Source organism: Janthinobacterium sp. LM6, from assembly GCF_002002885.1.
GTDB classification, from domain to species: Bacteria; Pseudomonadota; Gammaproteobacteria; order Burkholderiales; family Burkholderiaceae_D; genus Janthinobacterium; species Janthinobacterium kumbetense.
Genome location: NZ_CP019510.1, coordinates 5279680 through 5298240 on the forward strand (window position 1 = coordinate 5279680; position 18561 = coordinate 5298240).

Here is an 18561-nt window from a genome sequence, read left to right on the forward strand (position 1 = left end):
CTTCCTGCCTATTCGCTTTTTACTGAAAGACTTTCTCATGTCCAAGTTTCGTCTCGCTCATCTCGGCCTCGTCATGGCCGCTATCGGTTTTACCGCAGCAACTCCCGTAATCGGCCTGGGCTCGCTGGCATATGCCGCGGACACCGTGCGTGCCGAAGTGGGCAAGCCATTGCAAGAAGCGCAAAAACTCGCTGGCAGCGGCAAGAACAAGGAAGCACTGGCCAAGCTGCGCGAAGCTGACAGCGTCGGCGGCAAGACCGCCTTTGAAAGCTACCAGATCGAACGCGTGCGCGCCTCGGCTGCCGCCGCCGCTGGCGACAACGGCACCGCCATCAAGGCTTTTGAAGCCGTCATCAATTCCGGCCGCCTGAGCGCCGCCGAAGCCCCCAAATTCACGCAAGCGCTGGCAGGCATGTACTACCGCGCCAAGGATTGGCCAAACACCATCACCTGGATCAAACGCTCGCTGAAAGACCGCGAAGATCCACAGATGCGCGAACTGCTGATCCAGACCTACTACGTCAGCGGCAACTACGCCGAAGCGGCAAAAGAACTGCAAGCGCGCGGCGGCAACTCGGAAGCGAGCCTGCAAATGCTGGCCAACATCCAGTTGAAGCAAAACGACAAGGGCGGCTACGTTGCCACCCTGGAAAAACTGGCATCGAGCTATCCGAAAACCAGCTACTGGGCCGACCTGCTGAACCGCGTGTCGGGCAAACCTGGCTTCTCGCAACGCCTGGGCCTCGATGTCCAGCGCCTGCGCCTGGCCAACGGCCTGTTCAGCAAGCCTTCCGAATACATGGAAATCAGCCAACTGGCCCTGCAAGCAGGCAATCCTGGCGAAGCTTTGACCATCATCGAGCAAGGCTACAAAAAAGGCGTGCTGGGTACCGGCGCCGATGCGCCACGTCACCAGCGCCTGAAAGACCTGGCCCTGAAAACCCAGGCTGACCTGAAAGCCAACGCGGCCAAGTCGGAAGCGGAATACGCCAAGAACAAGGATGCCGACAGCTTGAGCAAGCTGGGCTTCGCCCTGGTCTACGATGGCCAGGCCGAAAAGGGTCTGGGCTTGATGAACGATGCCGTGAAGCTGGGCACCGCCAAGTATGCAGAAGAAGCCAAGCTGCACCTGGGCATCGCCTACATCCACGCCGGCAAGAAGTCCAACGCCACGACGGCACTCAAAGCCGTCAAGGGCACGGATGGCGCTGCGGACCTGGCCCGTTACTGGACCTTAATGAATAAATAAGACAACACGTCCAGGGCGTTGTTGCCGCGTCTCGCCGTACATTCGTACTGTCTTCGACGCGGCGCCTAGCCCTGAACATGTTGTCAAGCCGTTAGTTCCCGAAAAGCGTTGCCAGCACACCCGCCGGCAACGCTTTTTATCATTTCAGCAGTGAAATTCGCCCTGCGTCCGCCCTGCCGGGTGTGCATCCCCGAAACAGTCCGTATAATCCCCCTTTTGGCACAGTTTTTCATCAGATTCCTATGAAGGTATTCCGCGGACTTCCCAATGCCCAGGCACGAGCGCCTTGCGCTCTGACCATCGGCAATTTTGACGGTGTCCACATCGGCCATCAAGCGTTGCTGGCGCGCGTACGCGGCGCGGCGACCGAACTCGGCATTGAAGCGGCCGTGATGACGTTCGAACCGCACCCGCGCGAATTCTTCGCGCAGCGCGCGGGCGACCTGTCCAAGGCCCCGCAGCGCATCGCCAACTTGCGCGACAAGCTGCAATCGCTGGATGACGCCGGCATCGACCGTGTCGTCGTCGAGCATTTCAGCGCCCAGTTCGCCGCCTTGACGCCGCAGGAATTCACGGAAAAAGTCCTCGTCGACGGCTTGCACGTGAAATGGCTGATGGTCGGCGACGACTTTTGCTATGGCGCGCGGCGCGCCGGCGACGTGGCCATGCTGCAGGAAGCGGGCCGCAAATATGGTTTCCATGTAGAAACATTGCCTACCGTGATGAACGGCAGCACGCGCATCTCCTCGTCCGCCGTGCGCCTGGCGCTGGCCGCCGGGGATTTCCCGCTGGCGACGCAGCTGCTGGGCCATCCGTACGCCATTTCCGGCCATGTCATCCACGGCCAGAAACTGGGCCGCACCCTCGGTTTCCCCACCCTGAACCTGCGCGTGGCGCACCGTCCCGCCCTGTCCGGCGTCTTCATCGTGCAAGTACACGGCCTGGCGCCGCAGCCGCTGCCGGCCGTGGCCAGCCTCGGCGTGCGCCCCACCGTCGACGACAGCGGCCGCGTCTTGCTGGAAGTGCATCTGTTTGATTTCAATCAATCCTGCTACGGCAAGCTGGTGCGCGTGGAATTCCTGGAAAAGCTGCGCGACGAAGAAAAGTACGACGATTTGCCCACCCTGACGGCCGCCATCGAGCGCGACTCGAACCAGGCGCGCGCCTATTTTGAGCAGCGCAGCGGCGCCATTACCGCCACCGACCGAATTTGACGCCGGCCAACTCCGCCGCCTGGCGGCACCCGCCGCCGCAAACCATTCAATATCATTAAAGAAGATTATGTCCGATCAAAACAAGCCAGCCACGCCCAAACAGAACAAGAAGCCAGAAAGCAAATACCCGGTCAACATGACGGAAACCCCGTTCCCGATGCGCGGCGACATGGCCAAGCGCGAGCCGCAATGGGTACAGCAATGGCAAGACAAGAAGATCTACGAGCGCGTGCGCAAGGCTGCCGCCGGCCGTCCGAAATTCATCCTGCATGACGGCCCGCCGTACGCGAATGGCGACATCCACCTGGGCCACGCCGTCAACAAGATCCTGAAAGACATGGTCGTCAAGTCGCGCTCGCTGGCCGGCTTCGACGCGCCGTACGTGCCGGGCTGGGATTGCCACGGCATGCCGATCGAGATCCAGATCGAAAAACTGCACGGCAAGAACCTGCCGACGGCCGAAGTGCTGGAAAAGGCCCGCGCCTATGCCAACGTGCAGGTCGAGCGCCAGAAGAAAGACTTTATCCGCCTGGGCGTGCTGGGCGAGTGGGACAACCCGTATCTGACCATGGCGCATGGCAATGAAGCGGACGAATTGCGCGCGCTGGGCAAGCTGCTGGAAAAAGGCTATGTGTACCGCGGCCTGAAGCCCGTCAACTGGTGCTTCGACTGCCAGTCGGCGCTGGCCGAGGCGGAAGTGGAATACGCGGAAAAACGCGATCCCGCCATCGACGTCGGATTCAAGTTCGCCGAGCCGGAAAAACTGGCGGCCGCCTTCGGCCTGCCTGCACTGCCGACCGATAACGGTTTCATCGTCATCTGGACCACCACGCCGTGGACCATCCCGTCGAACCAGGCGCTGAACGTGCACCCGGAAGTCAAATACGCGCTGGTGAAAGCCGAGCGCGATGGACAGCCGCTGCTGCTGATCCTGGCGCAAGACCTAGTCGTCGCCAGCCTGGCGCGCTTCAAGCTCGATGGCACGACCATCGCCACCTGCGACGGCGCGGCCCTGGCCGGCATCAGCTTCCGCCACCCGTTGCATGCGGCCGACGCTTTCTACGACCGCCTGTCGCCCTTGTACCTGGCCGAATACGTGACCACGGAAAGCGGCACGGGCGTGGTGCACTCGGCGCCAGCCTACGGCCTGGACGACTTCATCTCGTGCAAGGCGCACGGCATGAAGGACGACGACATCATCAAGCCCGTCATGGGCGACGGCAAGTTCGCCTCCACCCTGCCCCTGTTTGGCGGCATGACCATCTGGGAAGCGTCGAAACCGATCTGCAATGCCCTGAAAGAAGCGGGAGCCTTGTTCGAAGTCAAGATGTTCGACCACAGTTACATGCATTGTTGGCGTCATAAGACGCCGATCATCTACCGCGCCACGTCGCAGTGGTTTGCCGGCATGGACGTGACACCGAAAGACGGCGGCGCGACCCTGCGCGAAACGGCCTTGCAAGGCATCGCCGACACCGAGTTCTTCCCGGACTGGGGCCAGGCGCGCCTGCACGGCATGATCGCCAACCGTCCTGACTGGACCCTGTCGCGCCAACGCCAGTGGGGCGTGCCGATGGCCTTCATCGTGCACAAGGAAACGGGCGACCTGCATCCGCGCACGCCGGAATTGCTGGAGCAAGTGGCCAAGCTGATCGAAAAAGGCGGCATCGAGGCATGGCAGGCGCTGGATTTGAAGGACCTGATCGGCGACGAAGCGGCCATCTACGCCAAGAACAAGGATACGCTGGACGTGTGGTTCGATTCCGGCGCCACGCACCAGACGGTGCTGGGCGGCCCGCAAGCCCACGGTTCGCACTCGACGCAGCTGCAGTTCCCGGCCGACCTGTACCTGGAAGGCTCGGACCAGCATCGCGGCTGGTTCCACTCGTCGCTGCTCGTGTCGTCGATGCTGAACGGCCGTCCGCCATATAAAGCCCTGCTGACGCACGGCTTCACGGTCGACGGCGAAGGCAAGAAGATGTCCAAGTCGCTGGGGAACACGCTGGCGCCGCAAAAGATCTCGGACACCCTGGGCGCGGACATCCTGCGCCTGTGGATCGCCTCGACCGACTACACGGGCGAGCTGTCGATCTCCGACGAGATCCTCAAACGCGTGACGGAATCGTACCGCCGCATCCGCAACACCCTGCGCTTCCTGCTGGCGAACACCTCGGACTTCAATCCGGCCACGGACGCCGTGCCGGTGGCCGAAATGTTCGAAATCGACCGCTATGCGCTGGCCAACATGGCATCGCTGCAAACGCAGATCGAAAACAACTATGCGCGCTACGAGTTCCACCCGGTGGTCTCGAAGCTGCAGACGTACTGCTCGGAAGACCTGGGCGGCTTCTACCTGGACATCCTGAAGGACCGCCTGTACACCTCCGGCCTGACGTCGCACGCGCGCCGTTCGGCGCAGACGGCCCTGTGGCACATCACGCAAAGCCTGCTGCGCCTGATGGCCCCGGCCCTGTCGTTCACGGCCGAAGAAGCGTGGGCCGTCTTCGCCGGCAGCGAAGCGTATGCCGCCAGCGATGAAACCATCTTCACGCAAACCTGGTGGCAGCTGCCGGCAGTGGCGGATGCGGCCGACCTGCTGGAGAAATACACGGCCCTGCGCGCCGTGCGCACGGATGTGACCAAGCAGCTGGAAGACTTGCGTACCTCGGGCGCCATCGGTTCCTCGCTGCAGGCGGAGCTGACGATCAAGGCCGCGCCGATGAAGTACAAGCTGTTGACGACCCTGGGCGAAGACTTGAAGTTCGTCTTCATCACCTCGCAGGCCAGCGTGGCCGAAGTGGCCGACGAAGCGGCCGAGGAAGTGGTCGTGGCCGCGTCGACGGCGCCGAAGTGCGAGCGCTGCTGGCACTACCGCAGCGACGTGGGCACAGACGCCGCGCATGCCACCCTGTGCGGCCGCTGCGTCAGCAACCTGTTTGGCAAGGGCGAGAAACGCCGCTTCGCCTAAACAACGTCGTCAAAATCTACTGCGCGTCGCGATTTGCGGCCTGCGATGCTCGCTGTACTAAAGTACAGCTGCGCGTCTCGGGCCAACGGGGGCGCCGAGCCTCGCTGCCGCTCGCTACGATTTTGCCCGTCGTTGTATGCTATGAGTCCAACCGCCGCCTGCTGCCAGGCGGCGGCTTTATCTTCCCTGGAAAAATATGGCCACTAAAAACCGTTTTTCATCGAAACCGCAATCGCCGCTGACGCTGTGGCTGGGCATTGCCGCCATCGTCATCCTGTTCGACCAGATCACCAAGATCACGATCCTGAAGACCTTCCGCTATGCGCAGGAAATGGTCATCACCTCGTATTTCAACCTGGTGCTCGCGTATAACAAGGGCGCCGCGTTCAGCTTCCTGTCCGACCAGGGCGGCTGGCAGCGCTATTTCTTCACCGGCATCGCCCTGGCGGCCGCCATCTACATCATCTACCTGCTGAAAAAGCACGCCGGCCAGCGCATGTTCTGCTGGGCCCTGTCGCTGATCCTCGGCGGCGCGCTGGGCAACGCCATCGACCGCCTGATGTACGGCCACGTGGTCGATTTCCTCGACTTCCACTGGAAAAGCTGGGGCCATTTCCCCGCTTTCAATATCGCCGACAGCGCCATCTGCATCGGCGCGGCCCTGTTCATCATCGATGAACTGCGCCGGGTAAACAAATAAACACGCAGGAGAACGGCATGGAATTGTCCGGCAAAAAAATCGTCCTGGGACTTTCGGGCGGTGTCGCCTGCTACAAGGCGGCGGAACTGTGCCGCGCGCTGACAAAGGCAGGCGCCTCGGTGCAGGTGGTGATGACGGATGCGGCCAGCCGCTTCATCACGGCCGTCACGATGCAGGCCCTGTCCGGCCACCCCGTGCACACGAGCCAGTGGGATGCGCGCATAGCCAACAACATGGCGCATATCGATTTGACGCGCCACGCTGACGCCATCCTGATTGCGCCGTGCTCGGCCGATTTTCTGCGCAAGCTGGCGCACGGCGTCTGCGACGACCTGCTGTCGACCCTGTGCCTGGCCCGCCCGGCCCACCTGCCCCTGCTGGTGGCGCCGGCCATGAACGTGGAAATGTGGCAGAACCCCGCCACGCAACGCAATGTGCAGCAGCTGCGCGACGACGGCATCAAGCTGTTCGGCCCGGCCGCCGGCGAACAAGCGTGCGGTGAAGTTGGCCTGGGCCGCATGCTGGAACCGGAACAGCTCTTGACGGAGCTGATCGCCGCCTTCCAGCCGAAGGTATTGGCGGGCAAGCGCGTGCTGGTCACGGCCGGTCCTACTTTTGAAGCCATCGACCCCGTGCGCGGCATCACCAATCTATCCTCGGGCAAGATGGGCTATGCGGTGGCGCGCGCGGCGCGCGAAGCGGGCGCCGAGGTGCTGCTCATTTCCGGCCCCACGGCCCTGGACGCGCCCTTCGGCGTGCGCCGCATCGATGTGCAAAGCGCGCAGCAGATGCACGATGCGGTGCTGGCCCACGTCGACGGCCAGCATGTCTTCGTCGCCGTGGCCGCCGTGGCCGACTGGCGCGTGGCCAACGCCAGCGAACAAAAGATGAAAAAGCAGGCCGACGGCTCCGTGCCCGAACTGCAGTTCGCGCAAAATCCCGACATCCTGGCCACTGTGGCGGCGCGCACCAACCTGGCCGGCTATCCGTACTGCGTCGGCTTTGCCGCCGAATCGGAGAACCTGGTGGAATTCGGCTCGACCAAGCGCGAGAAAAAAGGCATTCCATTGCTGGTCGGCAATATCGGCCAGAACACGTTCGGCCAGGACGACAACACCATCATCCTGTTCGACGAGGAAGGCCATACCGTACTGCCGCGCGCCTCGAAACTGAACCTGGCGCGCCAGCTGATTTCGGAAATCTCGAAGCGCCTGGCCAAGAATTCGCTGCTCAAATAACCCTTTACGTTTTAAATTAATGAAAAATATCGACATCAAGATCCTCGACGCCCGCATGCAAGAACTGCTGCCGGCCTACGCCACCCCGGGCAGCGCGGGGCTGGACCTGCGCGCCTGCATCAACGAGGCGATCACCATCGAAGCCGGCCAGACCGTGCTCATTCCCACGGGCCTGGCCATCCACATCGGCGACCCCTCGTATGCGGCCATGATCCTGCCGCGCAGCGGCATGGGCCACAAAAACGGCATCGTCCTGGGGAATCTGGTAGGCTTGATCGACTCCGATTACCAGGGCCAGCTGATGGTATCGACCTGGAACCGGGGCCAGAGCGCTTTCACGCTCAACCCCATGGAACGCCTGGCGCAGCTGATTATCGTGCCGGTGCTGCAAGTGGGCTTTAACGTCGTCGAGGAATTCGGCGACAGCGAACGCGGTGTTGGCGGTTTCGGCAGCACCGGCAAACATTAAGGATCGTCTTATGCCAGGTTTCCGCCACATCGCCCCAGCCAAAACTTCGCTGCGCCATCTGGCCTCGCCACTGTTGCTCGCCTGCGTAGCCCTGCTCTCCGCCTGCACCACGCCAACGACGCATGTCAGCGGCCCGTTCAACGTCGTGCCGGCGCCCGATGCGCCCGCGCCGACGGCGCAGCAAAAGGCGGCGCAGGAGGAACTGGTGAAGATGGTGGCGCTGCAGGACCGCCTGTCGAAAGTCTCGGCGCCCCTGCTGATCAACAATGCGGACCTGTGCAAGACGTATGCGCGCAACTTGCTGGGCTTCACGGCGCAGAACAAGTATTCCTACCCCGGCATCTATGCCGACGCGGCGCAGGCGGCCCTCGGCTACGGCGAACAGATGCAAGTCTCCGGCGTCTTGCCGGGCAGCGGCGCCGCGCGCGCCGGCTTGCGCAAGGGCGACGGCTTGCTGGCCGCCGAAGGCAAGCCGCTGCCGGCCGGCCCGAAGGCGGAAGGCCCGTTTGGCGCCATCGTCGGCCCGCTGGCCTCGAAAAGCGCAAGCCTGAACATGACCATCGCCCGCGACGGCCAGCAGCAGGACCTGAAAATTCCCGTCACGCGCGCCTGCGCCTTCCGCGTCGCCCTGGGCAATGCGGACAATATCAACGCCTACTCGGACGGCGCGCGCATCATGCTCACGCGCGGCATGGTCAATGCGGCGCAAAACGACGAAGGCATCGCCTTCGTCATCGCCCGCGAAATGGCGCACAACATCCTCGACCACGCGCGCAGCCAGCGCACGGCAGGGACGGCCGGCAGCATCATCGACAGCCTGGGCGCCGTACAGCCCGACGTATCGATGCTAACGGGCGCCGCCGGCATCAAGGCAATGCCGCAGGAACTCGACGTGCAGGCCGATACCCTGGCCATCTACCTGCTGGCGCGCGCCGGCTACAACGTCGACAACGCGGCCCGCTTCTGGCAACGCCTGGCCACGCAAGTGCCGGCGACGGTCGCCAACGGCTACACGGCCCTGCACCCGGGCACCAACTCGCGCATGGCCGCCGTCAACCGCGCCGTCATCGACGTGCGCGCCAAGCAGGCGGCGAAGAAACCGCTCAAGCCTTAAGCCAACGGCGCCTGATGCAGCAGGTTTGCTCAGGCGCCGGGGAAGTTCGGGAAGTAGGTGCCCATGATCCAGGTCAGGGCGCCGCAGAACACCACGGCCAGAAACAGGACAATGAGCAGCTTGCCGAACTTGGGAATACCCTCTTCTTGCGTCTTGACTTCATTTGACATGAAAATTCTCCGCAGGGTGGTGGAACAGGTAGTATATCCACAATCTTGAATACTTTTCCATACTTTGCCGCAAACATGCGGCATGTAACTCGCGCGCGCCATGGACAGCATCGACCTTGAAGTTCTGAAGACCAGCGCCGCCTGGCTCGCCGCCGGCCGCCGCTGCGAACTCGTCACCGTCATCAAGACCTGGGGCTCCAGCCCCCGCCCCGTGGGCGCCACGCTGGCCATCTGCGACGATGGCACGGTGGTCGGTTCCGTTTCCGGCGGCTGCATCGAAGATGATTTGATCGACAGGGTGCGCGTGCACGGCATCGTGCGCACGCAGCCGGAAATCGTCAGCTACGGCATCAGCGCCGACGAGGCGCACCGCTTCGGCCTGCCCTGCGGCGGCACCATCGAACTGGCGATCGAACCGCTGCACGCGGGCAGCCGCGTGGCCGAACTGCTGGCGCGCCTGGAAGCGCATGAACTGGTCGAGCGCCGCCTCGATCTGGCTACCGGCGCCGTCACCCTGCGGCGCGCCGCGCCGGGCGCCGTGCTGGCCCTGGAAGACGGGGCGCTCACCACGCAGCATGGCCCGCGCTGGCGCCTGCTGATCATCGGCGCCAGCCAGCTGTCGCGCTTCGTGGCGCAAATCGCCACGGCCATGGATTACCACGTCATCGTCTGCGACCCGCGCGAGGAATACCGGGGCGGCTGGAACGTGCCCGGCGTGCCCCTGCTGCACGCCATGCCCGACGATCTCGTGCTGGAACTCAAGCTCGACAGCCGCAGCGCCGTCGTCGCCCTCACGCACGACCCCAAGCTCGACGACCTGGCCCTGATGGAAGCGCTCAAATCCCCCGCTTTTTATGTCGGCGCCATCGGCTCGCGCGCCAACAACGCCAAGCGCCGCGAGCGGCTGCTGCAGTTCGACGTCAGCGCGGAGCAGCTGGCGCGGCTGCACGGCCCCATCGGCCTGTACATCGGCAGCAAGACGCCGGCCGAAATCGCCATCTCCATCCTGGCCGAACTGACGGCCGTCAAGAATGGCGTGCCCGATGCCCTGCAGATCCAGCACGCGGCCGCCTTGACGCCGCCCAACCCGGACCTCTGCGTGCGCTGACGCCTGAAAAGCAAGAAACAAGATGCGCCAGCGGCGCGCCCCTGCTACCTTCCCTGATTTTGGCCACCATGACCCTGCTGCACTGGACCCTCCCCCTGCCCGCCGGCTACCGCCGCGACGACGTCATCGCCTTCCACAGCCGCGACGGGGAAGCCGTGGCCGAACAAGTCACCGCTACGGGACTGCGCAAGGGCATCCTGCTTGCCGGCGTCCCTGTCGTGCTGGACGTGGCCTTCACGGACGCTGCGGCCATTTGCCGCGCCGAGATCGACGGCGGCGCCAGTGACGCTGTGCAAACGGCGCTGCACGGCGCCCTGCTCAACATCCTCGGCCTGCGCATCGATCCGCAGCCGTTCGCGCAACTGGCCGCCGCCGACCCGCTGCTGGCGCCTTTGATCGGCGTCAATCCGGGCTTGCGCATCGTGCAATCGGCCAGCCCCTTCGAGGCGCTGACCTGGGCCATCATCGGCCAGCAAATCAACCTGCCGTTCGCCATCGCCCTGCGCCGTACCTTCATCGTGCAGGCGGGACGCCGGCACGCCAGCGGCTTGTGGTGCTACCCGGAGGCGCGCGATGTGGCCAGGCTGGAAATCGAGGATTTGACGAGCCGCAAATTCTCGCGCGCCAAGGCGGAAACCTTGCTGCGCCTGGCGCGCCTCGTCGACGACGGCGAGTTGTCGCTGGAGCTGCCCCCTTCCGGCGACGTGGCGGCCATATCGCAGGCGCTGCTGGCCGTGAAGGGCATCGGCCCGTGGACCGTCAACTACGCGCTGCTGCGCGGCTACGGCTATGCCGACTGCTCGCTGCACGGCGACGTGGCCATCCGCGCCGCCCTGCAAAAGCTGCTCGGAGAGGAAACGAAACCGGACATGGCGCGCACGGAACAATGGCTGCGCCAGTACGCGCCGCACCGCACCATGGCGGCCGCCCACCTGTGGGCCAGCCTGCACGCGCCGGCAAAAAATATTTTGCCGACCGGGGAATAAACGGCGGGCGGCAGGCGTCTATCCCTTGCAAGCCCCCAAAACCTCAAGGAGACCATCATGCGCTTTACTACTTTTGCCGCCACCGCCCTTTGCACCGCCTTGTCCGCCCCGCTGGCCTTCGCCGCCGACGTCATGCCCGCCAACGGCATGCTGGTCAACGCCGGCGGCATGACCGTGTACGTGTTCGACAAGGATGTCGCCGACAGCGGCAAGAGCGCCTGCAGCGGCGGCTGCCTGGCCGCCTGGCCCGCCGTCATCGCCACCGAAGCGGCGCCCGCCGCCCCCTACGGCAGCATCAAGCGCGAAGACAACGGCGCCATGCAGCTGACCTACAAGGGCAAGCCCCTGTACCTGTACAAGGAAGACAAGAAGCCGGGCGACGCGGCCGGCGACAATTTCAAGAACGTGTGGCACGTCGTCAAGCCGTAAGCAGCCCTGCCCGCCGCCACGATGACCACGCAAGAGGACAGCCGCCAGCTGCAAGCCTGCCTGCCCGGCCTGCGCCGCTATGCGCGCGCGCTGGCAGGCGCCGCGCACGCGGACGACCTGGTGCAGGACACCGTGGAGCGGGCCTGGCGCAAGTTCGACCAGTGGCAGCGCGGCGGCGAAATGCGGCCCTGGCTGTTTTCCATCATGCATAACCTGCACGTGGATCAGTTGCGCCGCCCCGGCCTGGCGCTGCAGGAGCTCGACGACGACGCCGTGCTGCCCGCGCCGGAACGGGCGCCGGGACAGGCCATCGCCATCGGCGAAATGGATGCGGCGCTGGCCCGCTTGCCGCTGGGGCAGCGCGAAGTCATCCTGCTCGTCGCGCTGGAACAGATGCCGTACGAGCAGGTAGCGTCTACGCTGGGCATCCCCGTCGGCACCGTCATGTCGCGCTTGTCGCGCGGGCGCGAGCGGCTGCGCGAACTGCTCGATGGCCGCCCCGCCGGCAGCCATGGCGCCCCCACCCTGAAAGTCGTGAAATGACAACGCAAGCCATCAGCGAAGCGCAATTGCACGCCCTGGCCGACGGCGTCCTGCCCGAGGAGCAGCGCGCGGCCATCGATGCCCACCTGCGCGCGCATCCCGAGGATGCCGCCAGGGTGGATGCGTGGCGCGAACAGAACCGGCAATTGCGCGCCCTGTTCGATCCCGTGCTGGACGAAGCCGTGCCGCCGGCCCTGCGGCAGGCGGCATCGCCAGCGGCGGCGAACGGCGCCTGGCGCCGCCCCGCCATGCAGGCGGCAGCAGCCATCGTGCTGCTCATCGCGGGCGGCGCGGGCGGCTGGCTGCTGCGCGGCGGCGACGGCACGAGCGCCAGCGCCAGCCCCCTGACCCTGGCGCGCAGCGCCGCCATCGCCCATGCCGTCTACACGCCCGAAGTGCGCCATCCCGTCGAGGTGGGCGCGGAACAGGAGGCGCACCTGGTGCAATGGCTGTCGAAACGCCTGGGCACGCAACTGCAGCCGCCCGCGCTATCGCCGCTGGGCTACCAACTGATCGGCGGGCGCCTGCTGCCCGGCGATGGCGACGGCCCCGTGGCGCAATTCATGTACGAGGATGGCGGCGGCAAGCGCCTGACCCTGTACGTGGCCAAGGAACGGGCCGGCAGGCAGGAAACGGCCTTCCGCTACACGCAGGAGAAGGAACTGAGCGTGTTTTACTGGATCGACGGCCAGCTCGGTTATGCCCTCTCGGCGAACCTGCCCAAACAGGAACTGGGCAAGATCGCCGGCGCCGTGTACGCGCAGCTGGAGCAGGCGCGCTAAGCCCCTCCATCCATGCGCAAGTGCGCTGAACGCCAGCCCGGCATCAGCCCAGCGCGCGCTTGAGTTCCGCATACGCGTCGACCAGCCGTTCCTTCGAATAGCCGCGATTGAGGCCACTCGGATTGGGCAAGATCCACACGCGCGCGCCGCCGAAGCGCTCCGGCTGTTCGCCCCACGCCAGCTGGCGTTTTCCCGTCATCGCCGCGTAGGCGGCCTTGCCCAGGAAGGCGATCCACTGCGGCTGCGCCCATGCCAGCTTGTGCCGCAGGCCCGCCGCCGCTTGCGCAAATTCGTCCGTCCCCACCTGGTCCGCGCGGCTGGTCGGGCGCCCGACGGCCGCCGTCAAGCCCAGCCCGAAACCGAGCACGCTGGCATCGTCCTGCGGCGCCACCAGGTGCGGCGTGAAGCCGGCCAGGTGCAGCACCGGCCAGAAGCGGTTGCCGCGGCCGAGAAAATGGTGGCCGGCGGCCGCCGCATCCACGCCGGGATTGAGGCCGCAAAAAACCACCTGCAAGCCGGGAGCGAGGATGTCGGGCAAGCCCGGCGCCGTTGTGAGGTATGTCATGGAAAACTCCGATATCAGAAGCCGCAGTATGCCACCGGCGCCATCTCCTGCAGCGCAGGGCGGCTGGTGCTACCATCCCCTACTGATGAGCTAATCCGTTTGGCGGATGGCCGTCGCGCTGTCCCGCACCATCCCCACTCCGAGGAATACACATGACGACCCTGACCATCAATGGCAAGCAGCACGACCTTGCACTGCCTGAAGACACGCCCCTGTTGTGGGCCTTGCGCGACGAACTGGGCATGACCGGCACCAAATTCGGCTGCGGCATGGCCCTGTGCGGCGCCTGCACCGTGCACCTCGATGGCGAAGCCATCCGCTCCTGCGTGACGCCCGTGTCGGCCGCCGCCGGCAAGAAGATCACCACCATCGAAGCGGTGGGCGAAGACAAGGTCGGCCTTGCGCTGCAACAAGCCTGGCAGGAACACGGCGTGCCACAATGCGGTTACTGTCAGGCCGGGCAAATCATGTCGGCCACGGCCCTGCTGCACAAGACGCCAAGACCGAACGACCAGCAAATCCGCGAAGCGATGAGCGGCAATATCTGCCGCTGCGGCACCTACACGCGCATCCACGCGGCCATCAAGCAGGCCGCAAGCAGCATCCACGCAAAAGGAGCGGCCAAATGAGCATCCATGACACTGCCGCCGCACATTCGCCCGCGCGGCGCAACTGGCTCAAGGCCGCCGGTGCGCTGGCCGGCTTGACCCTGGTAGCCGGCCCTTCCGGCCTCGTGATGGCGGCCGATGCCGTCAAATACGGCGGCGACAAGATGGCTGGCGGCGTGGTCGACGACACCCTGGTCTTCCTGTCGATCGGCGCCGATGGCATCGTCACCATCGTGGCGCACCGCTCCGAAATGGGCCAGGGCATCCGCACCAGCCTGCCCATGGTGGCGGCCGACGAACTGGGCGCCGACTGGGCGCAGGTACGCGTGCAGCAGGCGCCCGCCGACGAAGCGCGCTACGGCAGCCAGGATACGGACGGTTCGCGCAGCATGCGCCACTCGTTCCGCGCCATGCGCCACGTGGGCGCCACGGCGCGCCTGATGCTGGAAACGGCCGCCGCCGTGCGCTGGGACGTGCCCGTGACGGAAGTGAAAGCCGTCAACCATGCGATCGTGCATGCGGCCAGCGGGCGCTCGCTGTCCTTCGGCGCGCTGGCCGAAGAAGCGGCCATATTGCCCGTGCCGCCGCGCGCGCGCATCAGCCTGAAAACGGCGGGCGAGCTGCGTTATATAGGCCAAAGCAGCACGCGCGGCATCGACTTGCACGACATCGTCACGGGCAATACCCACTTCGGCATCGACACGCGCCTCGACGGCATGGCGTACGCCGTCATCGCCCGTCCGCCCGTCTTCGGCGGCAAGCTGAAAAGCGTGGACAAGACGGCGGCCCTGAAGGTGCCGGGCGTGCTGCGCATCGTCGAACTGGCGGGCAGCCCGCCGCCGGCCATGTTCAATCCCCTGGGCGGCGTGGCCGTCATCGCCAGCAACACCTGGGCTGCCATCAAGGGCCGCGAAGCGCTGGTGCTGGAATGGGACGACGGCCCGAACGGCGCCTACGATTCGAAAGCCTTCCGCAAGACGCTGGAAGCGGCCGTGCGCCAGCCGGCCAGCCCGGCGCGCGACCAGGGCAAGACGGTGGCGACCCTGGCCGCCGCTCCCGCCGCGCGCAAATTCAGTGCCGAGTACTATCTGCCCCACCTGGCCCACGCCACCATGGAGCCGCCCGCCGCCACCGTGCGCATCGCCAACGGCAAGGCCGAAGTGTGGGCCTGCGTGCAGGCGCCGCAGGCGACGCGCAGCAACGTGGCCAAGGCCCTGGGCCTGGCGTATGACGACGTGACCGTCCACGTGACCCTGCTCGGAGGCGGCTTCGGGCGCAAATCGAAACCCGATTTCGCCGTCGAGGCGGCGCTGCTGTCGAAAGCCATGGATGGCGCGCCCGTCAAGCTGACGTGGACGCGCGACGACGACCTGCAGCACGACTACCTGCACACGGTGTCCGTCGAACGGCTGGAAGCGTCGCTCGATACGAAGGGCATGCCGACGGCCTGGCTGCACCGCACGGCCGCCCCCACCATCACCTCGACCTTTGCCGCCGGCGCGAACAGGCAGGCGCCGTTCGAGCTGGGCATGTCGGCCATCAACGTGCCGTTCGCCATTGCGAACATCCGCGTCGAGGTGCCGGAAGTGCCGGCCCACACGCGCATCGGCTGGTTCCGTTCCGTGTCGAACATCCCGCACGCGTTCGCCATCCAGTCGTTCACGGCCGAACTGGCCCACGCGGCAAAGAAGGACCACCGCGACTACCTGCTGGCGCTGCTGGGCCCCGCGCGCAAGATCAACCCGGCCGACCTGTCCGATGGCTGGAACTATGGCGAGGATCCGGCGAAGTATCCAGTCGATGTCAAACGCATGCGCCACGTGATCGAGCTGGCGACGGCCAAGGCGGGCTGGGGCCGCAAGCTGCCCAAGGGGCGGGGCCTGGGCCTGGCCGTGTCCTACAGTTTCGTTACCTATGTGGCGGCCGTGATCGAAGTGGAGATCAATGCGGCCGGCGAAGTCATCGTGCCGCGGGTCGACATCGCCATGGATTGCGGCCCGCAGATCAACCCGGACCGCGTGCGCTCGCAGATCGAAGGCGCCTGCATCATGGGCCTGTCGCTGGCCATGAGCGGCGAGATCAGCTTTAAGAATGGCCGGGTCGAGCAAAGCAATTTCCACGACTACGCCGTGCTGCGCGCCGCCGACGCGCCGCGCGTGATCCACACGCACCTGGTGCCGGGCACCCTGGACATGGAGCTGGGCGGCGTGGGCGAGCCGGCCACGCCGCCCATCGCGCCCGCCCTGTGCAACGCCATCTTCGCCGCCACGGGCAAGCGCATCCGCGCCCTGCCCGTGGGCATGCAGCTGGCGAAAAAAGCCTAGGAGCGCCGCGCGGCGGGCAACTGCAGCAGCAGCGCGGCGGCGGCGACCAGGGCGGCGCCGGACGCCAGCAGCCACATGGGCCAGTCGAGCAGGAGCAGCAGCCCGCCGGTGGCGGCGCCGACGGCGCTGCCCAGGTACAGCGCCGATTCGTTGAGGGCGATGGCCAGGTTGCCGTCGCCCTCGCGCGCACGCACGGCCAGCAGTTGCTGGTTTTGCGGCACTTGCAAGGCCCAGCCAGCCGCGCCCCACAGCACGATAGGCGCCAGCATCAGCCAGGCCGACCAGCCGGCCGCCAGCGGCAGCGCGCCCAAGGCCAGCGCCAGCAGCAACAAGATGAAGCAGGTCAGTTTCGGCGCCGCCACCTTGTCCGCCCATGGTCCCACCAATACGCTGCCCGCGATGCCGCCCACGCCCCAGGCCCACAGGAAGGGCGTGGCGGACACCGGCGCGCCATGCGCGGACCACGCCAGCAGCGGCGCGATGAAGGTGTACATGCCCAGGCTGGCGATGGCTGCCAGCAGCGACACGAGCAAAATGACCAGCACCTGCCCGTCGGCCAGCAAGGCCAGCTTGCGGCGCAGTGAAATAGCCGGTGCGGCAGGCAGCGCGGGCAGCTTCCACAGCAAGCCCGCCAGCGCCAGCGCACCGAGAAGCGCCACCAGCCACAGGGCCGCGGCCCAGCCCAGCTGCTGCGCCAGCAGCAAACTCAAGGGCACGCCCAGCACCGTGCCGCCCGCCATGCCGCCCATGATCGCGCCGATGGCCTTGCCCCGCTGCTGCGGCGCCGACACGCCGGCCGCCGCCGCGATGCCCAGCGCCAGGTACACGCCCGCACCGATGCCGGCGATGGCGCGCCATGCCAGCAAACCGCTGAAACCGGGCGCCAGCGCGCTGGCCCCGTTCGCCAGCACGAACACGCCCAGGGCGAGCAAAAGGCCGGAGCGCTGCGCGCGCGCCGGCAGCAAGGCCACCATCAGCGGCGAGCCGAGGCCATAGGCCAGCGTAAACGCCGTCACCAGTTGCGCCGCCATCGCCAGGGAAACGGAAAACGCGCCGGCGATCATCGGCATCAGGCCTGCCGTTACATACGACGCCATGCCCAGCGCGAACGCACCCACGGCGATCAGGTAGACGGTGGCGGGCAGCACGGCGGCGGAAGTGCCAGTACTGGCGTGAGAAGAATAGTCGGACATGGGCAAGCCTTCAGGAAGAAAGCCGGCATTCTGGAATACAATATAAACAATTACAATTTAACTGTTTATGCTATTACTAATGGCAACAGGCTTACCGGAAAGGCAGCACCATGCGTACTTTGGCCCGCACCCGCCACGAACTGGCCGCCTACCTGCAGGCGCGCCGCGCACGCCTGTCGCCGGAAGACGTGGGTTTACCCGGCGGCGGGCGGCGCAGGACGCCGGGCTTGCGCCGCGAAGAAGTGGCGGCGCTGGCCGGCGTGGGACTGACCTGGTACACCTGGCTGGAGCAGGGGCGCGACATCGGCGTCTCCAGCGCCTTTCTCGACAAGCTGGCCGAAGTGCTGAAACTGGACGCGGGCGAACGCCGCCACCTGTTCCTGCTCGCGCATGCGCGTCCGCCGGCCGAAGAGGGCAAGACGTTTTGCGTGGTGCCGCCGCCGGTGCGCCACCTGATGCACGAGCTGGCGCATCCCGCGTATGTGCTCAACCTGCGCTGGGACGTGCTGGCGTTCAATGCGGGCGCGGATGCCCTGTTCGGCTTCGGCGCGCATGTGCCGGCGCGGCGCAATCTGCTGTGGCTCTTGTTTACCGACCCGCTGCTGCGCTCACGCTTCATCGGCTGGGAAGAGCAGGCGCCGCTGATGCTGTCGAGCTTTCGCCGCGACTATGCGCGCGCCACGCAGGAAGCGGACATTCACGCGCTGGTCGACGAACTGGAAAAAGTCTCGCCCGAATTCAAGCTGTGGTGGCGCCGCCACGACGTGCATGCGCCATGTGCCGGCGTGCGCTGCCTGGACGTCGGCGGCGAAGGCATCGCGTATGAGCACACCTCGCTGACCATCGATGCGGACCGCCACCTGCGGCTGGTGGTGTATGCGCGCCAGGTGCCAGAGTAAAC

The 18561-nt window shown here is 65.8% G+C and carries 18 protein-coding genes; 15 read left to right on the plus strand and 3 right to left on the minus strand.

Translation table 11 applies throughout. The features are described from left to right. Nucleotides 1-37: 37 nt before the first annotated feature. From BZG29_RS23160 to BZG29_RS23190, 7 genes are all read left to right on the plus strand, one after another. The gene (locus tag BZG29_RS23160) at nucleotides 38-1249 is read left to right on the plus strand and encodes a hypothetical protein (protein WP_077407917.1); all 1212 of its coding nucleotides are present in this window, start codon (nucleotides 38-40) and stop codon (nucleotides 1247-1249) included. Nucleotides 1250-1491: 242 nt separating this feature from the next. Then, nucleotides 1492-2463: a bifunctional riboflavin kinase/FAD synthetase gene (locus tag BZG29_RS23165; RefSeq protein WP_077407919.1), complete on the plus strand. Its 972-nt coding sequence runs from the start codon at nucleotides 1492-1494 to the stop codon at nucleotides 2461-2463. A 67-nt stretch (nucleotides 2464-2530) separates the two neighbouring features. Continuing rightward, complete coding sequence (gene ileS / locus BZG29_RS23170) at nucleotides 2531-5431, plus strand: isoleucine--tRNA ligase (protein WP_077407921.1); 2901 nt, start codon at nucleotides 2531-2533, stop codon at nucleotides 5429-5431. Nucleotides 5432-5627: 196 nt separating this feature from the next. Further along, entirely contained in the window at nucleotides 5628-6131 is a 504-nt protein-coding gene (gene lspA / locus BZG29_RS23175) for a signal peptidase II (protein ID WP_077407922.1), read from the plus strand. 17 nt (nucleotides 6132-6148) lie between these two features. After that, entirely contained in the window at nucleotides 6149-7369 is a 1221-nt protein-coding gene (gene coaBC / locus BZG29_RS23180) for a bifunctional phosphopantothenoylcysteine decarboxylase/phosphopantothenate--cysteine ligase CoaBC (protein ID WP_077407924.1), read from the plus strand. Nucleotides 7370-7388: 19 nt separating this feature from the next. Further along, entirely contained in the window at nucleotides 7389-7838 is a 450-nt protein-coding gene (dut, locus tag BZG29_RS23185) for a dUTP diphosphatase (RefSeq protein ID WP_070312166.1), read from the plus strand. Between the two features lie 10 nt (nucleotides 7839-7848). Next, complete coding sequence (locus BZG29_RS23190) at nucleotides 7849-8952, plus strand: M48 family metallopeptidase (RefSeq protein WP_077407926.1); 1104 nt, start codon at nucleotides 7849-7851, stop codon at nucleotides 8950-8952. Between the two features lie 29 nt (nucleotides 8953-8981). On the opposite strand, the gene BZG29_RS28260 is transcribed toward BZG29_RS23190, so the two are convergent. Then, nucleotides 8982-9122, minus strand: a complete 141-nt coding sequence (locus BZG29_RS28260) for a hypothetical protein (protein WP_162835767.1) — start codon at nucleotides 9120-9122, stop codon at nucleotides 8982-8984. 100 nt (nucleotides 9123-9222) lie between these two features. Between BZG29_RS28260 and BZG29_RS23195 the strand changes: the two genes are divergently transcribed. The 5 genes from BZG29_RS23195 (at nucleotide 9223) to BZG29_RS23215 (ending at nucleotide 12970) form a co-directional block, all read left to right on the plus strand. Further along, entirely contained in the window at nucleotides 9223-10230 is a 1008-nt protein-coding gene (locus BZG29_RS23195) for an XdhC family protein (RefSeq protein ID WP_077407928.1), read from the plus strand. Nucleotides 10231-10298: 68 nt separating this feature from the next. Further along, nucleotides 10299-11216 (plus strand): DNA-3-methyladenine glycosylase 2, encoded by a 918-nt coding sequence (locus BZG29_RS23200; protein WP_077407930.1) that lies wholly within the window; start codon nucleotides 10299-10301, stop codon nucleotides 11214-11216. Nucleotides 11217-11273: 57 nt separating this feature from the next. Then, entirely contained in the window at nucleotides 11274-11645 is a 372-nt protein-coding gene (locus BZG29_RS23205) for a hypothetical protein (RefSeq protein ID WP_077407932.1), read from the plus strand. 21 nt (nucleotides 11646-11666) lie between these two features. Continuing rightward, nucleotides 11667-12188 (plus strand): RNA polymerase sigma factor, encoded by a 522-nt coding sequence (locus BZG29_RS23210; protein WP_077407934.1) that lies wholly within the window; start codon nucleotides 11667-11669, stop codon nucleotides 12186-12188. Continuing rightward, entirely contained in the window at nucleotides 12185-12970 is a 786-nt protein-coding gene (locus tag BZG29_RS23215; RefSeq protein WP_077407936.1) for an anti-sigma factor, read from the plus strand. The genes BZG29_RS23210 and BZG29_RS23215 overlap by 4 nt, the downstream gene beginning before the upstream one ends. Nucleotides 12971-13013: 43 nt before the next feature. On the opposite strand, the gene mug is transcribed toward BZG29_RS23215, so the two are convergent. Beyond that, on the minus strand, nucleotides 13014-13535 hold the full coding sequence (gene mug / locus BZG29_RS23220) for a G/U mismatch-specific DNA glycosylase (protein ID WP_077407938.1): 522 nt from the start codon (nucleotides 13533-13535) through the stop codon (nucleotides 13014-13016). Nucleotides 13536-13687: 152 nt separating this feature from the next. On the opposite strand from mug, the gene BZG29_RS23225 reads away from it, so the two are divergent. Both BZG29_RS23225 and BZG29_RS23230 read left to right on the plus strand, forming a co-directional pair. Next, nucleotides 13688-14164 carry a (2Fe-2S)-binding protein gene (locus tag BZG29_RS23225; protein WP_077407940.1) on the plus strand — a complete coding sequence of 159 codons (477 nt, stop codon included), beginning with the start codon at nucleotides 13688-13690 and terminating at the stop codon, nucleotides 14162-14164. Next, nucleotides 14161-16467 (plus strand): xanthine dehydrogenase family protein molybdopterin-binding subunit, encoded by a 2307-nt coding sequence (locus BZG29_RS23230; RefSeq protein WP_077407942.1) that lies wholly within the window; start codon nucleotides 14161-14163, stop codon nucleotides 16465-16467. The genes BZG29_RS23225 and BZG29_RS23230 overlap by 4 nt, the downstream gene beginning before the upstream one ends. On the opposite strand, the gene BZG29_RS23235 is transcribed toward BZG29_RS23230, so the two are convergent. Continuing rightward, entirely contained in the window at nucleotides 16464-17660 is a 1197-nt protein-coding gene (locus tag BZG29_RS23235; RefSeq protein ID WP_077407944.1) for an MFS transporter, read from the minus strand. The genes BZG29_RS23230 and BZG29_RS23235 overlap by 4 nt on opposite strands. A 110-nt stretch (nucleotides 17661-17770) precedes the next feature. Between BZG29_RS23235 and BZG29_RS23240 the strand changes: the two genes are divergently transcribed. Beyond that, the gene (locus BZG29_RS23240) at nucleotides 17771-18559 is read left to right on the plus strand and encodes a helix-turn-helix transcriptional regulator (protein WP_077407946.1); all 789 of its coding nucleotides are present in this window, start codon (nucleotides 17771-17773) and stop codon (nucleotides 18557-18559) included. The last annotated feature ends 2 nt before the right edge of the window (nucleotides 18560-18561 follow it).

What these genes read in the sequence shown, in the direction of transcription:
- mug (WP_077407938.1), bottom strand. Translation starts at nt 13,535, where the DNA reads ATGACATACCTCACAACGGCGCCGGGCTTGCCCGACATCCTCGCTCCC.
- ileS (WP_077407921.1), top strand. Translation starts at nt 2,531, where the DNA reads ATGTCCGATCAAAACAAGCCAGCCACGCCCAAACAGAACAAGAAGCCA.
- BZG29_RS23195 (WP_077407928.1), top strand. Translation starts at nt 9,223, where the DNA reads ATGGACAGCATCGACCTTGAAGTTCTGAAGACCAGCGCCGCCTGGCTC.
- BZG29_RS23215 (WP_077407936.1), top strand. Translation starts at nt 12,185, where the DNA reads ATGACAACGCAAGCCATCAGCGAAGCGCAATTGCACGCCCTGGCCGAC.
- BZG29_RS23205 (WP_077407932.1), top strand. Translation starts at nt 11,274, where the DNA reads ATGCGCTTTACTACTTTTGCCGCCACCGCCCTTTGCACCGCCTTGTCC.
- BZG29_RS23165 (WP_077407919.1), top strand. Translation starts at nt 1,492, where the DNA reads ATGAAGGTATTCCGCGGACTTCCCAATGCCCAGGCACGAGCGCCTTGC.
- BZG29_RS23235 (WP_077407944.1), bottom strand. Translation starts at nt 17,660, where the DNA reads ATGTCCGACTATTCTTCTCACGCCAGTACTGGCACTTCCGCCGCCGTG.
- BZG29_RS23240 (WP_077407946.1), top strand. Translation starts at nt 17,771, where the DNA reads ATGCGTACTTTGGCCCGCACCCGCCACGAACTGGCCGCCTACCTGCAG.
- BZG29_RS23225 (WP_077407940.1), top strand. Translation starts at nt 13,688, where the DNA reads ATGACGACCCTGACCATCAATGGCAAGCAGCACGACCTTGCACTGCCT.
- BZG29_RS23200 (WP_077407930.1), top strand. Translation starts at nt 10,299, where the DNA reads ATGACCCTGCTGCACTGGACCCTCCCCCTGCCCGCCGGCTACCGCCGC.
- coaBC (WP_077407924.1), top strand. Translation starts at nt 6,149, where the DNA reads ATGGAATTGTCCGGCAAAAAAATCGTCCTGGGACTTTCGGGCGGTGTC.
- dut (WP_070312166.1), top strand. Translation starts at nt 7,389, where the DNA reads ATGAAAAATATCGACATCAAGATCCTCGACGCCCGCATGCAAGAACTG.
- BZG29_RS23160 (WP_077407917.1), top strand. Translation starts at nt 38, where the DNA reads ATGTCCAAGTTTCGTCTCGCTCATCTCGGCCTCGTCATGGCCGCTATC.
- BZG29_RS23210 (WP_077407934.1), top strand. Translation starts at nt 11,667, where the DNA reads ATGACCACGCAAGAGGACAGCCGCCAGCTGCAAGCCTGCCTGCCCGGC.
- lspA (WP_077407922.1), top strand. Translation starts at nt 5,628, where the DNA reads ATGGCCACTAAAAACCGTTTTTCATCGAAACCGCAATCGCCGCTGACG.
- BZG29_RS23190 (WP_077407926.1), top strand. Translation starts at nt 7,849, where the DNA reads ATGCCAGGTTTCCGCCACATCGCCCCAGCCAAAACTTCGCTGCGCCAT.
- BZG29_RS28260 (WP_162835767.1), bottom strand. Translation starts at nt 9,122, where the DNA reads ATGTCAAATGAAGTCAAGACGCAAGAAGAGGGTATTCCCAAGTTCGGC.
- BZG29_RS23230 (WP_077407942.1), top strand. Translation starts at nt 14,161, where the DNA reads ATGAGCATCCATGACACTGCCGCCGCACATTCGCCCGCGCGGCGCAAC.